Annotated in this window: 10 protein-coding genes; 6 read left to right on the top strand and 4 right to left on the bottom strand. The window is 49.4% G+C overall.

From position 1 onward, the window contains the following. Positions 1–122: 122 nt before the first annotated feature. Positions 123–392, bottom strand: a complete 270-nt coding sequence (locus H6F90_RS23225; protein WP_242024599.1) for a ChaB family protein — start codon at positions 390–392, stop codon at positions 123–125. 260 nt (positions 393–652) lie between these two features. On the opposite strand from H6F90_RS23225, the gene H6F90_RS23220 reads away from it, so the two are divergent. The 3 genes from H6F90_RS23220 to H6F90_RS23210 all read left to right on the top strand — a co-directional run bounded on the left by H6F90_RS23220 (position 653) and on the right by H6F90_RS23210 (position 3,533). After that, complete coding sequence (locus H6F90_RS23220; RefSeq protein ID WP_190554500.1) at positions 653–1,822, top strand: cysteine desulfurase family protein; 1,170 nt, start codon at positions 653–655, stop codon at positions 1,820–1,822. 53 nt (positions 1,823–1,875) lie between these two features. Beyond that, positions 1,876–2,589, top strand: coding sequence for a DUF1995 family protein (locus H6F90_RS23215; RefSeq protein WP_190554499.1), 714 nt, complete (start codon positions 1,876–1,878; stop codon positions 2,587–2,589). A gap of 185 nt (positions 2,590–2,774) precedes the next feature. Next, complete coding sequence (locus H6F90_RS23210; protein WP_190431849.1) at positions 2,775–3,533, top strand: metallophosphoesterase family protein; 759 nt, start codon at positions 2,775–2,777, stop codon at positions 3,531–3,533. A 56-nt stretch (positions 3,534–3,589) separates the two neighbouring features. On the opposite strand, the gene H6F90_RS23205 is transcribed toward H6F90_RS23210, so the two are convergent. Further along, positions 3,590–4,462 carry a M48 family metallopeptidase gene (locus H6F90_RS23205; protein ID WP_190554498.1) on the bottom strand — a complete coding sequence of 291 codons (873 nt, stop codon included), beginning with the start codon at positions 4,460–4,462 and terminating at the stop codon, positions 3,590–3,592. A gap of 384 nt (positions 4,463–4,846) precedes the next feature. Between H6F90_RS23205 and H6F90_RS23200 the strand changes: the two genes are divergently transcribed. Beyond that, positions 4,847–5,377, top strand: coding sequence for a DUF4330 domain-containing protein (locus H6F90_RS23200; protein ID WP_190431853.1), 531 nt, complete (start codon positions 4,847–4,849; stop codon positions 5,375–5,377). Here H6F90_RS23200 and H6F90_RS23195 read toward each other — a convergent pair whose 3' ends face one another. Then, the gene (locus H6F90_RS23195; RefSeq protein ID WP_190554497.1) at positions 5,378–6,283 is read right to left on the bottom strand and encodes an alpha/beta fold hydrolase; all 906 of its coding nucleotides are present in this window, start codon (positions 6,281–6,283) and stop codon (positions 5,378–5,380) included. 660 nt (positions 6,284–6,943) lie between these two features. Here H6F90_RS23195 and H6F90_RS23190 point away from each other — a divergent pair. Continuing rightward, positions 6,944–7,549: a hypothetical protein gene (locus tag H6F90_RS23190; protein WP_190554496.1), complete on the top strand. Its 606-nt coding sequence runs from the start codon at positions 6,944–6,946 to the stop codon at positions 7,547–7,549. Between the two features lie 158 nt (positions 7,550–7,707). Here the strand turns inward: H6F90_RS23190 and H6F90_RS31225 are convergent, their stop codons facing one another. After that, a complete protein-coding gene (locus tag H6F90_RS31225) occupies positions 7,708–7,830 on the bottom strand; it encodes a hypothetical protein (RefSeq protein WP_255525049.1) in 123 nt (40 codons plus the stop codon). Positions 7,831–8,399: 569 nt separating this feature from the next. Here H6F90_RS31225 and H6F90_RS23185 point away from each other — a divergent pair. Further along, a complete protein-coding gene (locus H6F90_RS23185; protein WP_190554495.1) occupies positions 8,400–13,751 on the top strand; it encodes a caspase family protein in 5,352 nt (1,783 codons plus the stop codon). Positions 13,752–13,832: the final 81 nt, after the last annotated feature.

Below are 13,832 nucleotides of genomic sequence, written 5' to 3'. Positions count from 1 at the left end.
CGTCTTAGTCTCAGACAAGAATCAAAAATAACCCCTAGCACGTTCTGTGAGGGGTTAAAGGTAATCTCGGATGCTGAAATGAATTTAGCTGTGCGTCTTGTAGTCACTCCAGAGCCACACTTTTAGTTGCCGCTGACGACCGTTGACTTGTATCGGTGGTCGTCTTCTGGCTTGCGCTGCCACTTACCGTCGCTGCCTTGAATGTAATCATGCTTGACTGTGGTCCAAGCGACGTTCATCGCTCCCTCTTGAGACAGACCATCAGACTGAGCACTTCGCATTGCAGCTTGGAAGATCTTTTGGGCTGATTCGGGGAGTTGCTGAGCTTCTTGAGGTAGGTTTTGCTCTTGCTGTTGTTCTGGTGCCATTTGCTTAATAAGCTCCGTTTTCATACTGAGACTTGCGATCATCCTATGCAGCAATAGTTGGAAGTTCCTCAGCCTAAAAGCGAATTAGATACGCTGGTTCGTTCTACCCCAAGGGGCAGCTAACTTTAATTCTTTCTGTCGTTAGGGATACAATTAATTGCTTCAAAGGGCTCCCAATCCTAAACCAAAGGCGGGACATCTTGACTGAATCGGTACGCTTGGGATTGAAAGGTATGCTGGAAGAAAGCAATGCCTTGATTTAAAGCTTTAGAACGCGACTACTCATGCAAATCTATCTGGATTACAGTGCGACAACTCCCCCTCGTGCCGAAGCGATCGCTGCCATGCAGCAGGCTTTGACGGCGCAGTGGGGCAATCCTTCCAGCTTGCATGAGTGGGGCAGTCGGGCCGCAACGTTGGTAGAACGGGCTCGCATTCAGGTGGCTAGCTTGCTCAATGCTCCCTCTGAGGCGATCGTGTTTACGTCGGGCGGCACCGAATCTGATAATTTGGCGATTCTGGGAGTGGCGCGGCAGTATACCACGCCCCAACATGTGATTATTTCTAGCGTGGAGCACTCGGCGATCGCCGAGCCTGTGCGTTTGCTGGAGCAGTGGGGATGGGAAGTAACTCGCTTACCTGTGGATGCTCAGGGGCGGGTGAATCCTCAGGATTTACGCCATGCCTTGCAAAGTAATACGGTTTTAGTTTCAGTGATCCACGGGCAGAGCGAAATTGGTACCTTGCAGCCCATCCAGGTGCTCAGTGAAATTGCTCATAATCATGGTGCATTGTTTCATACTGATGCCGTGCAGGTCGCAGGCCGTTTGCAGCTAGATGTGCAGCAGCTTCCGGTAGATTTGCTCTCGTTGTCCAGCCACAAGCTGTATGGACCGCAAGGATCTGGGGCTTTGTATGTGCGACCTGGGGTGGAGTTGGTGCCCCTGATCGGTGGTGGTGGGCAAGAGTTTAAGCTGCGTTCTGGGACTCAGGCCGTACCTGCGATCGCAGGGTTTGGCATAGCGGCAGAACTGGCGATCGCGGAACTAGCCACCGAAACGCCCCGCTTAATTCGGCTGCGCGATCGCTTGTTTGATCAATTACTAGCGATTCCAGGCGTAACTGTCACGGGCGATCGCTGGAATCGCTTACCGCACCATGTCAGCGTTTGTCTTCAGGCTACCGATAGCGAAACCCTAAATGGCAAAACCTTGGTGCGCCAAATGAATCTGGCGGGGATTGCGATTAGTGCAGGTTCTGCCTGTCATAGTGGCAAAACAACTCCCAGTCCGATTTTGCTGGCAATGGGATATAGCGATCGCTTGGCGAAAGGCGGCATCCGGTTCACGTTAGGCCGAGATACTACAGTCGCAGATATTGATTGGACAGCCACCGTGTTCCAGCAGGTTCTAGAGCGACTCATGCCCGTACAATTAGTAGGGAGCCGCTCCTAGCAGGCTAGTGATCTTCCTCGGCACCCATAAGCCCTCAAGAACCTGACTGAACAATGGCTGAACTTCCCAAAAACCTTGAAGACGCGATCGAGCAAGCCAAAACTGCAACCCAGGCAGCGCTAGACGCTGGTGTTTGCCGGATACAGGTAGAACTCAATTTCCCTGAACTCAAACCTATGCCGATCGCCGAGCAGTTTTTGAGTATTTTTGAAGATTTGGGAGCCAACTTCAAAGTTTTTTTCCCCGATGCTGGTGCGGCGGCTCTGGCACGGCGGGACTGGGGGGAGAAGCCTTTTGAGATTCGAGGGATTGGTGAACTGAAGGGCAAGATGCTACCAGAAGACCAAGCCTTTCTCATGGTCGCCCCAACTTCTGTAGAAGTGGCTGAGGTGCAAAAAATGGCTGATGAAGCCAGAGAACGCCCCTTTGTTCTCTTAAATCCGGTTCTGGAAGACATTGCCACCGTTGGCTTAGGCTATGCGGGGCGGCAGCTACGCACTCGGTTCCTTAGCACTTTCGAGGTTTGTTATTATCTCCGCCCTTTGGAAAATGGAGCCTTGCTGCGTTGCTATCCCGGCCCTTGGCAGGTTTGGCTAGAATTAGAGGACGACTACAAACTAATTGCCGAAGTTGACACCAAGCCCGCTGGCGACGAAATCGACCGAATTTTAGCCCAATCTACTGGAAATCCTGAAGATCCTACCCCAGCTCCTAAAACAGGCTTTATGACAGAACTTCAGCGTTTTCTCAGAGCCTTAACCCAGTAACGCTGGCTTTAGGAGAGGTACCATTGGATACAATTACGGTGCGATCGCCAAGGTGAGTCAGGGCATACTATAAGAAGAGTTCAGTGCTTCCCATAGCTCCTCTTTTGCAATCTCAATTTATTGCAAATTGCAGCTATTTAGGCTAGCTCTGAAGCCTTGCTCAAGTTTTTGCATGAGAGGACCGGATGAGCGAATCTACCCGCCGTCGCATTTTCATCGGGGATGTGCATGGTCATTATGATGGCTTGATGATTTTGCTGGAGGCGATCGCTCCTGATGGGGACGACCAAGTTTATTTTCTGGGCGACCTAATTGACCGAGGCCCTCGCAGTGCCCAAGTCGTTGACTTTGTTCAGAAAAGTAACTTCCACTGCTTGCTTGGAAATCATGAGCAACTGATGATTGATGCCTTTCCCAAGGGCCGAGCCTTTGGCCCAGGCTTGCAAGCTTGGCTGTATAGCGGGGGCCAAGCGACGGTAGCCAGCTATAAGAATATGGACTTGCTGGCCGAGCACTTGGAATGGATTAAGACGCTGCCGATGTATATGGACTTGGGAGATGTTTGGTTGGTGCATGCAGGTGTGCATCCAGAGATGCCCATTGAAGACCAAAGCTCTCATGAATTTTGCTGGATTCGAGAAGAATTTCACAGCATTGCCAAGCCTTATTTCCCAAACAAATTGATTGTGACGGGACATACGATCACTTTCACGTTGCCAGGGGTGTCTCCTGGGGAAGTGGCTCAAGGCAAGGGATGGCTGGATATTGATACGGGAGCCTATCACCAAAAGAGCGGCTGGCTTACCGGAGTAGATATTACCAATCGTCGGGTTTATCAGGTCAATGTTTGGCACCAAGAAGTCCGAACCTTACCTTTAGATGAAGCGATCGCCCAAGTGGAGCCTTCCCAAATTATTGCTCGCCACCAAATGCTTCGTTCTTAGGCATTGCGTTGAGACGCAACCCTAGCCCCTTCCCTAGCAGGGAAGGGGAGACAAATTCAAGAACGACTTAGCAAAGGCTGAATCTTGGCTTTGTATGCCGCACTATCTAAGCCATTTCCAGGGTTAGTATTGCTACTACTAGTGCTGGTGGAGTTGATACTGCGCTTGAGCGCCTCGATGCGGTCTTTGGTGTTAGGGTGAGTGCTCAGGAATGTAGGAAGTGAGCTGCCTTTAAGCAGCTTCTCCATAAAAGCAACCATTGCTGATGGAGCATAACCTGCCCTGCTTAAAATTCGTAGACCTCTTTCGTCAGCCTCAAATTCATCCTGGCGACTATTGGGGCGTCTGAGGGCCAGTTCTACACCGATCCCCGCTAAGGTACTGCGATCGAGCCCTGCTGCTGTAGCCACACCACGGGCGATCGCTGTTTGGCGCATTTGCTGTAAGAGATGACGGCCTTCCACATGACCCGTTTCATGACCTAAGACGCTCGCCAGCTGGGCTTCATTATCGGCAATTTTCATCAAACCTGTGGTGACATAGACGTAACCACCTGCTGTGGCAAAGGCGTTGACGCGGTTATCTTCTACCACTTGAAATGTATAGGGGATCCGGGGGCGATCGCTTTTAGCCGCCAGTTGCTGACCAATTTGATCAACATACTCATTGATGGAGCGGTTACGGTATAGCCGAAACTCACTGTTTATAAGTTGCTGATTGATTTGACGACCGATCGCTACTTCTTCGCGATCAGATACTTTCGAGAGTTGAATAATTTGTACTCCCCGGAAGATCAAATCAGCCCAAGGTAAAGCTGGGCTAGGGCTGGGAGACCCTACTACCAGTCCAATGGCGATCGCCAAAGAGATAAAAGGATAGAGCCAACGGCGGACGGAACGGCGAGACAAAGTAGAAAAGCGGTTAAGCATGATCACTGATGTGCGAGGAGAACGCAAAAAAGCTGAACTTTAAGGGAACTAGAAGTGGCGGACCTAGTCTGAGAGGTTTGTAAGTGCTAGAACCTCATCTGTCCTCATAGATGATTCTAGACGTACAGCCCAGACTCAAAGTTGCCACAGCGAAAGCAACAAATTTCATTGCGAGAGTTACAGGGAACGGTTGAAACAGTTGCCCGTTGTTCCCTAAAAATTGCACCTTGCCCAGTGCACTTAACACTGCCAGCCGTCTAAATCTTTGGCGTGCAAGTTATGGTAATCTGACCAGAGTTGCGGCAGCTTTCTGAGGGATTGTCAGAGCCAATTCCCAATCATTTCTTTTATTCGTTTCTTAAGATATCAGCAAGGTAAGCTTGTATGGCTATTTTGGACTCTCAAGGTCGTCTATTCGGCAAAGTTAGCATTCTCGACGTGGGAGCCGCCCTCGTGATCTTGCTGGTGATCATTGGCGTCTTTTTGGTACCTGGGACAGGAACGGTGGCTCAGATCAACAACGCAACCAAACCAATCGAGGTTGACTTAATTGCCAAGGGCTTGAGTGTCAGCAATCCCCAAAGATTTATCCAAGACTTTCAAAGTGCCAAGAAGACCAGCCTTGTGATCCGCAATCAGCCATACGGTGAGGTGGATCTCAAGTCGGTTCAAGTGCTACCTCGCAATGTTCTGATTACCCAACCGGACGGCTCTGTTAAAGTGATCCCGGACCCTCGCTCAGAGCTGTCTTACAGCACCGATTTGCTGATTACGGTTGGTGGTAGAGCCCAAGTTAACAAGGATGGTCCTGTTTTGGGAAATAGCAAGATCAAGATTGGCAGTGTTGTGCAGCTACAAGGTACTTTGTACGACTTCAATGCCAGTGTGGTTGACATCAGACTGAATGACAAGTAGCTATTTAAGGTCAGGATTCTGAAGAAATTGCCGAATTAACCCCACCGTAACGGCGGGTAGCTCTAGTTGTGGCGTTAATCCCACCTCATCTAACTGCTGGAACACCCGAATGGCTTGAGGATTCAAGTCTGCTAAGCGCCGACCAATTTCTGGTCCGGTAAATTGTGACTGGCGACCCCAAATAATTGCGGTGGGCACAGTCAGTTGGGTGATGTATTGGGATAGATCGAAACATAAGTCGCCGCGCACGAAAGCCAGTGCTGCATATTCAGCGTTCGCTTGGCCTGCGGATTCTAAGTAGGCTGCGACAATTTCTGGGTAAACTCGCTCTGGGCGAGCAAATTGGCGTTGCTCCAGAAAGCTGCGAATCCCCCCACTAGTAGCAACTCCAGCGTTGTAAATTAAGCGATCGATGATGGGAGTGGTGACCAGTTGGGCAAAAAAGCTGCGGGTATAGTCTTCGCCAAAATCGGAAAGCCCCGCAGGGGTTGTTAGAATCAGCGACTTGAATAGTTCTGGGCGAGCGATCGCTACCCGAATCGTAAAAGCTGCCGTGAGTGACGAAGCAATGACAGTCGTAGGGCCAGAACAAGTTTGCTCCAAAAACTCAGTGATGGTGCTGAGATAGTCCTCAATTCGGTAGTTTCGGGCTGGATGCTCTGAACGACCCCAGCCAATCAGGTCTGGAGCCAAAATTTGGTAGTCGCTGGCAAAGGCTGGATAGACTTTGGACCACTCATAGGCGGAAGAACCACCGCCGAAACCATGCAGGAATACTAAGGTGTCGCGATCGCTAGATAGTTCTGCCGCGGCAGTGACCCAAGGTTTTGCTGCCGCAGTGTAGTAAACCATACGGCCTAGCTTGGTCAGAATGGATTGTTGGCGAAAGCCAGGAGGTAGAAACATAACTCAATTAACCTCGTCTTAGAGATGATGTAAATATGAAGATTTTGTCAAGTGCCGACAAAGTTTGTTTATATTTGAGCAAATCTCGGCTCAGACTGCTACGAACCAGCGAAATAGTAGAAACGTACTTTGGGAAACAGCAGATTGGTTAAAGATGAGAGAAATTAAAAGACGTAAACATCCTTTACTCCTTGAATTTCTCGCTTTTCTGAGAAGGTTGCGTTACATTTCTTAATAAGGGTGCTTCTAAGTTTCAGATCAGGGTGTGGCGTTTTCAGAAGACTGAATAAGTTGATTGGTCTGAACGCAAAAACCAAACGGGGTGCATTGTAAGAATTCGAGTTGGGGTCCAGCTACCAGAAACTGTAAATGTAAGCTGAGCCATCCTAATATCACTGGAACTTGAGTAGGCTAAGAGCTGCTTTAGGGGTGGATTTCCCGAAAACCTTACACAGGGCTCCTAAATATCTCTCAAGGTTTACCCAGTCGAGTGAAGTCGAAATAAGTATTTTTTGGGAACTTGATACCAGTGCATCTGCTATCGTCCCGTGAACTTCGTCTTCTCGCTCTTAATCGGAGTGGCAGCTTGAGGCAGGTCTTGTTTTGACTTGTGTAGCATGCATCGCATCGTCCGATACATCAGGCAAGCCCAGAGGTGTTATGGCAGAATCATTGAGTCTTCGAACTGAAAAAAGTAGTTCTGGTAGAAATTACCAACGGTTTAATTCTGATCTAGAGGCGATGCCCTTGGTGCCGGAGTTGCTGGATCGCCCCCCCGTGGCAGCGTCTCTGCCGATTCAGCCTTGGTCCGAATCAAGTTTGGTAGTGGCTCGCCCCTGGCAGGTACAGCTTGATTTGGAAAATTTAGCTTGCTTTGAAGTGGTCAACCACCAATTTCAGCATCAGGGAGTGATTTTTGACAACGCGATCGCCCTATGGCCTTCCAATCCCGCCTTTCCTCCCCGCTCTGGCACCACTGTTTTAATGGGAGCGCCCAAGACTGGTCTGATAGAAGCTAAATTTCTCCATCCGGTATCTTCTGTAAGTGGGTTTGTCACGAGTCCTCGCTGCACGGTCTTGTCAGCCTACGACCACAATGATCAACTGATTGCTGTGGCGGAACTAACAGAAGGTAATTTAGCGAATTCTAACTCTAGTCTTCCGGCAAACGCTGAACTATTTTTGACTGCTAGTAATATTTATCGGGTTGTTTTCTCTACATTCGGCAGTCACCTGACTTTAGATGACATTAGTTTTAGCCGCTGAATGGTAACGAAAGGCGTAGTTATCCGAAATAGCACCAACGAACATCAGAAAAAATTTAAGTTTTGTAAAAGAACTGACAGACATCTTATTCAATTGATAACGGTTTTAACTTTAACTTTGTGATTTCAATTCACATTCTGTGTGATTCAGATCCTTGACTAAAGACTACGCAGGAAAAACTCTCTGGTCTCAGCTTGATAGACTGCGATCGCTACAGTTTCTATTTTCAGTATTTCTACGGGAGCCGTTTTTGGGTGGGGTTTTTCTCTCCACGAAGCCACCAGTTTGCCTCCGTAGTTTCACTCTAATAACCAAAACTACCTATCTTTTCTAGGCGCAATTCAAACTGTAAGAAATTAGGTATTTCAGAGGATTGTGCTCTCTCATTTTTGGCTGCCAGCTTTTTTGAGTCAGGCTTCCTTCTTAACTTCAAGTAGTCTGAACTAGGGGTTATCACCCCCTTTTACAAGAACTGTATATTCCGATATTTTGACAGTATTGAAATTTAATAAACGTCTCAAGCTAGTTTTAAGATGAATGAAAAACTGGAAATCTTAACTAGAGAACTCTTCAGTTTTGACTAGTTGGTGGTGTTGTTTTTTTAACTGTAAGCTCTGTTGGAAAAACAACATTTCATTCTCTCTATTCAGTCAGCAATGCGCAAGCTTGCAAAAAAATCAACTGAATTTTAGTTGCTTTTAGTTTGTGCTAGTAGTTAAAAACTCGAGATTAAATTTACAGATTTCCTGCGAGTTTATATTTTAATTTCGGTAAGAAACTGCCCATTAAGTTGGGGGAGTTAAGCCAGTTTCTTACCTTTGTATCAAGGTGTTGCCAGGAATAGTAGATCATGTCACGGGATGCCTTAGTTGTTGGAATTAATGCGTATCAATCCTTGCCCAGCCTTAATGCTCCAGCCCGAGATGCTGAGGCGATCGCTCAACAATTGCAAACCTATGGTGAATTCCGAGTTACCCGCTTACCAGAGATCGTGGCGACTGATAATGCGGCTGGTACAGTACAGACCAGAGTGGGTCTCAAAACTCAAGTAACCCTGCGAGAGCTAGAAGCAGCCTTGATTCGGCTCTTTAAGCCCAAAGGAAACAATATCCCTCATACGGCTCTGTTTTACTTTTCTGGACATGGACTACAAAAAGATGCAGGGATTCAGGAAGGTTACTTAGCTCTAAGTGACTCCCAGCCAGACGTAGGATTCTACGGTTTGTCTCTCTTTTGGTTGCGGCGACTGCTTCAAGAAAGCCCCGTGCGCCAGCGCATCATTTGGTTAGACTGCTGTCACAGTGGTGAACTGTTCAATATGCTGGAAGCTGATCCCGGTGCCCATGCGGGTACCGATCGCTTGTTTATGGCAGCTTCGAGAGAATATGAAACAGCTTATGAGTCATTAGATAGTGCCTACAGTGTATTTACACAGGCTGTTCTAAATGGCCTTGATCCTAAAAGCAATGAAAACGGAGTTGTTACCAATTATTCGCTAACTCATTGGGTGAGTAGTGCGCTAAAAACAGAAGTCCAACAGCCTCTGTTTGAAAACTCTGGTAGCGAAATTATTCTGACTCGTTGCACCCAGTCCCCCTCAACTGTGCTGAGTGTCAAATCTCAGACAATCTGCCCCTACCGAGGACTGGAATTTTTTGATGAATCTCATGCAGAGTATTTCTTTGGTCGGGAAGATTTAACCGATCAACTGATTGACAAGCTACGGCATGGCAAGTTTGTCGCCGTAGTGGGGGCATCAGGTAGTGGTAAATCCTCTTTGCTACGAGCAGGGTTAATTTACGAACTCCGCAAGGGTAATAAGTTTTCAGGTAGCGATCGCTGGCAAATTAAGCTGATTACCCCTGGGGATCATCCGCTCCGTAGTCTGGCTCACGCATTTATCGATCCGCAAGCGACAGGTCTAGAGCGGGCCGAACAGTTGCGCCGTGCTGAAGCATTTCTCAAAGATGGTGGTTCTGGTTTAGCTCAATTAGCTCAAGCAAGTGCGATCGCCAGTCAAAAGACCACAGATGGGCAGAGCACTGCGGGATCGCGCTTAGTGCTGGTGATTGACCAATTTGAGGAAGTCTTTACCCTCTGTCAGGGACAGCAGTCCGAACAAGAACGTTACCGATTTTTCAACTGTCTAGTCGGGGCATTACAGGAAGCGGGCCATTACCTTAGCATTGTGATCGGCTTAAGGGCCGACTTTTTTGGCAAATGCTCGCTCTACAACCAACTTGCTCAAAAGATTGAACAAAATTTAGTTACCGTCACACCACTGACCTACGAGCAAATCAAGGCTACGATTGTGCGTCCAGCCCAGAGAGTAGGGCTAGTTTGCGAACCTAACTTGATTTACACCATGTTGTTGGATGTGGTAGGCGCGCCGGGGGAGTTGCCGCTGCTTCAATATACGCTGCTAGAGCTTTGGGAGCGGCGGCAGGAAAGCGAGAACGGAGAGCCGCCTCGCTTGACCCTGAACGCCTACACCGAACTAGGAGGCGTGCGGGGCACCTTACAAAAACGAGCGACAGAAATCTTCTACAGTTTGGCTCCGGAGGAGCAGCGAGTGGCCCAGCGGATTTTTCTGGCTCTCACGCAGTTGGGAGAAGGTACAGAAGATACCCGCCGCCGCATTCTGAAAGCAGAATTGGTCAGTCGCCGCTTTCCAGCTTCTTTAGTGGAAAAGGTGTTAGAGAAGTTGGTAGTTGCCAAGCTGGTTGTGACGAATCAAGTCCCTGCTAGTAGCTCTCGCGCTGATGAAACTGACACACCCGTAACGACGCTTCAGCCACCTATCTCAAATGCCCTACACTTTGCCCAAGCGAATCAAGACTTGTCTGGTTCGGTTTGGACTTGGAACTCAAGCACGTTGGCTAGTTCTATCAAGTCATCCTATGGCTTAGGAACTGGGAGAACGAATTTGCCTTTGGATCTGGATTTGACCTCAGCTAATACTTGGTCATCACCCGGTAGCTTGCTCCCCGCTCTCTATTACGAGACGGTCGATGTGGCTCACGAGGCGTTGATTCGTAATTGGTCTTTGTTACGGGGCTGGCTCGACGAAAACCGCGAAATGCTGCGGCGACAGCGACGCATTGAACAGGCAACACGAGAATGGCAACGTGCTGAACAACCTCTAGAAGCAGAATATCTCCTTCGAGGCGGTCGTTTAGTTGATGCGGAAGACTTTTTGCAGAATTATCCAGATGAGCTTTCAGCCTTGGCTCAGCAGTATGTAGCAGTCAGCCAAGAGGAGAGCCGCAAGGCCCACAAGGAGTCCAGGGTGCTGCAAATTGCCGTTCCCTGTGCATTGTTGGTAGCGTTAACGGTTTCATTTAACCAATACCGCACTGCTGTGAGTAATCAAGCGGAGAAAGACTACCAAATCCAGGTGGCAACATCGCGGCAGCGAGCAGCGATCGCCCAAACTGTTTTGCAAGAATCAGGCGGAGATCCGACTACGGCACTGCTGATTAGCCGCTTGGCTGCGGAAGCAGGAAAACCCACCTATGAGGCGGAAGCAAGCTTAAGAGCGGCTTTGCAAAAACTGCAATTGCAGGTTGAATTAAGAGGTCATCAAGGTGCTGTGCATCAAGTTGCCTTTAGCCCTAGCCAAAACCGACTTGCCACCGCAGGCGCAGACGGAACAATTCGCATTTGGTCCTTGCAATCTCAAACCACCGAACGAGTGCTGCAATGGGATGCCCCAACTCCTGCTCGTTCCAAACAAGCTAAGCAGACTGAAGCTGCACCAGCTTCTCCCCCGTCAGCGATTACAGCGCTCGCTTTTAGTCCAGATGGCAAACAATTAGCAGCGATCGCTAAGGGAACTCGACAAGTCAAGATTTGGGCTGTTGAATCTGGGACTCCGGTTTTTCAGCTAGCGGGCTTTACGGGAGAGGCAGTCCAAATTGCCTTTAGCCCTCAAGGGCAATGGTTTGCGGCAGCGAGCGCTGATCACACGGTGCGAATTTGGCAACTAAAAACTGGGCAATTACAAGCCCAAGCAAGCCATCAAGGTCCGATTAACAGCATCCAGTTTAGTTTGAATGGGCGATCGCTCTTGACGGCTAGTACCGATGGTAAAGCTCGAATCTGGCAAGTTGCAACTGGGCGGATTCAGAAGGTGTTACAGCATCCAGGAGCTGTAAACCAAGCTACTTTTAGTCGCAGTGGTCAATGGATTGCCACTGCCTGTGATGATGGTCAAGCTCGCCTGTGGAATGCCCAAACTGGACAACTTCAACAGCTTTTCTCTCATGCAGGTGAAACTGCACGAAGCTTAGATCACGAAAATCCATCGCTAGGAAAGCCTTTGGTTAGCCCGACTTCGGGTGCCACAGGTCAAAGCGATCGCCTGCTATATCACCGCTCTAAATTGCCCCATCAAACTAAGTCGACTCCGATCATTCAGGTGATTTTTAGTCCAGACGAGAAGTTGATTGCTACGGCTGACCCCGGCCAGCGAGTCCGACTATGGAATCTGCGCTCTGGACAATTGTGGACGCAACTGAGCGCCCGCCGAGATTTACCCACCATGATTCGTTATGCAGGACCAGAACCCATTGCCTTTAGTCCTGATGGAGATTACATCCTCACGACCACCCGCAATCAGGTCGGCGATCGTAGCACTGCCTACACTGCTCATCTATGGGAGGTCTATACCGGACGCGAAGTCAGTGTGTTACGGGGGCATCAAGGCGCGATCGAGGCGGCTCAGTTTAGCCCTGACGGTGCTTATATTGCGACTGCGAGTGATGATAGCGTGGTGCGCTTGTGGGCCACTCAACCCGGTGGTGAACTCCCAACCTTGGCTATGGCAAAAGCACCGATTCAATGGGCTACATTTTTGCAACCTACTGGGTCGCGATCGCTCAAAAACAGCACTTTGACGGCTCAAGCAGCCCCACAGGGGTTGGAAGTACTGCTATCCCTGCCTTCACGCTTAAATTCTCGCTTTACAAAAGCGGCTTTTTCAGCCAATTCCTCGTCTTTCTCGGATAGTACGGCTTCCAGTCCCGCCTCGGTCGCTTCCAATCTACTGAGCCGCATGGTGACTGCTACTGCCGCTGGCAATCTGCAAGCTTGGCATCTCTCTGGGAACCCAGTCACGGAGAACTTTTCTCAATCAAAGGCTGGTGGGCGGTTTGGGGTGTCAATCACTCAACAAACAACTGAGGTAGATCTACAGTCAGCTGAGGCTCTGTTGAGTCACTCATCCAGTGGCAATCTCAGTGGTGTTGCCCTGAGTCCGGATGGTGCAACGCTAGCAGTCGCTAAAACTGATGGCTCGATGGAGATTTTGCAACTACAGGATGAGCAGAAGCCGAAATTGTTGCGACGATTGCAAAATATACGCGACGTTAAGGCGAAATCGGTGACCAAGTCCACGATCGCTACGCCGCTTGTCATCCGCCAACTGAGTTTTAGCCCGGATGGCCAGAAACTACTAGGGATAGGAGACGACTTGACGGTACGGCTTTGGCATGTAGCTTCAGGGCAACCGTTACAGAGTTTGCACGGGCATCATGCCACAATCGAGCAGGCGCACTTTAGCCCCAACAATCAGCAGGTGATTACAGCCAGTTGGGATCGAACCGCTCGGATTTGGGATGTGGCATCCGGGAAGCTAGTGCGCTTACTAGCGCATCAGGATGTCGTGAGTAGCGCCTTTTTTAGCCCAGACAGTCAACTTGTGGTAACCGCAAGCTGGGATGGTGCCGCTAGAGTATTTGACCCAACGACCGGGGGTTTGCGGGTGGTCTTGGCTGGTCATCGGGGGCCTGTGCTGGATGCTGAGTTTAGTCCAAATGGGCGATCGCTGGTGACGGCTAGCGCAGATGGTACAGCTCGTCTCTGGGATGCTCAAACAGGCACCGAACAAGCGCAATTGCGGCCTTCTAGTCCTAGTAATGCATCGAATCGGGTACGGCGAGCTTTCTTTAGCCCCGATGGTCAATACATCGCTACTCTGGGTGACGATGGCAAAGTGCGTCTTTGGGCTGCCACTTGGGAGGTTCTGCTCAAGTTGGCTCGCGATCGCACCTTACGACAACTGACGACCGAAGAATGCATCCGCTACCTGCGCCTTGCGCCTAATGATTGCCCAGCGTTACCCGCTCAAGGGGCCGAGGCTCAAGATGCTAAGGAGTCCTCTGTAATGGAGGCGATCGCAGTTCAGCAACCTACAAATTAAATTAGGTGTTTCACTTACTATTAAGGCTCAGGCATTCCAGTAGCAAATTGAGTATCCTAGTAGTAAAAATTAGGATCACAA

Source organism: Trichocoleus sp. FACHB-591 (genome assembly GCF_014695845.1).
Classification (GTDB): Bacteria; Cyanobacteriota; Cyanobacteriia; order FACHB-46; family FACHB-46; genus Trichocoleus.
This window is presented reverse-complemented; position numbering and strand designations above follow the sequence as displayed.

What these genes read in the sequence shown, in the direction of transcription:
- H6F90_RS23220 (WP_190554500.1), top strand. Translation starts at nt 653, where the DNA reads ATGCAAATCTATCTGGATTACAGTGCGACAACTCCCCCTCGTGCCGAA.
- H6F90_RS23200 (WP_190431853.1), top strand. Translation starts at nt 4,847, where the DNA reads ATGGCTATTTTGGACTCTCAAGGTCGTCTATTCGGCAAAGTTAGCATT.
- H6F90_RS23210 (WP_190431849.1), top strand. Translation starts at nt 2,775, where the DNA reads ATGAGCGAATCTACCCGCCGTCGCATTTTCATCGGGGATGTGCATGGT.
- H6F90_RS23215 (WP_190554499.1), top strand. Translation starts at nt 1,876, where the DNA reads ATGGCTGAACTTCCCAAAAACCTTGAAGACGCGATCGAGCAAGCCAAA.
- H6F90_RS23185 (WP_190554495.1), top strand. Translation starts at nt 8,400, where the DNA reads ATGTCACGGGATGCCTTAGTTGTTGGAATTAATGCGTATCAATCCTTG.
- H6F90_RS23195 (WP_190554497.1), bottom strand. Translation starts at nt 6,283, where the DNA reads ATGTTTCTACCTCCTGGCTTTCGCCAACAATCCATTCTGACCAAGCTA.
- H6F90_RS23205 (WP_190554498.1), bottom strand. Translation starts at nt 4,462, where the DNA reads ATGCTTAACCGCTTTTCTACTTTGTCTCGCCGTTCCGTCCGCCGTTGG.
- H6F90_RS23190 (WP_190554496.1), top strand. Translation starts at nt 6,944, where the DNA reads ATGGCAGAATCATTGAGTCTTCGAACTGAAAAAAGTAGTTCTGGTAGA.
- H6F90_RS23225 (WP_242024599.1), bottom strand. Translation starts at nt 392, where the DNA reads ATGAAAACGGAGCTTATTAAGCAAATGGCACCAGAACAACAGCAAGAG.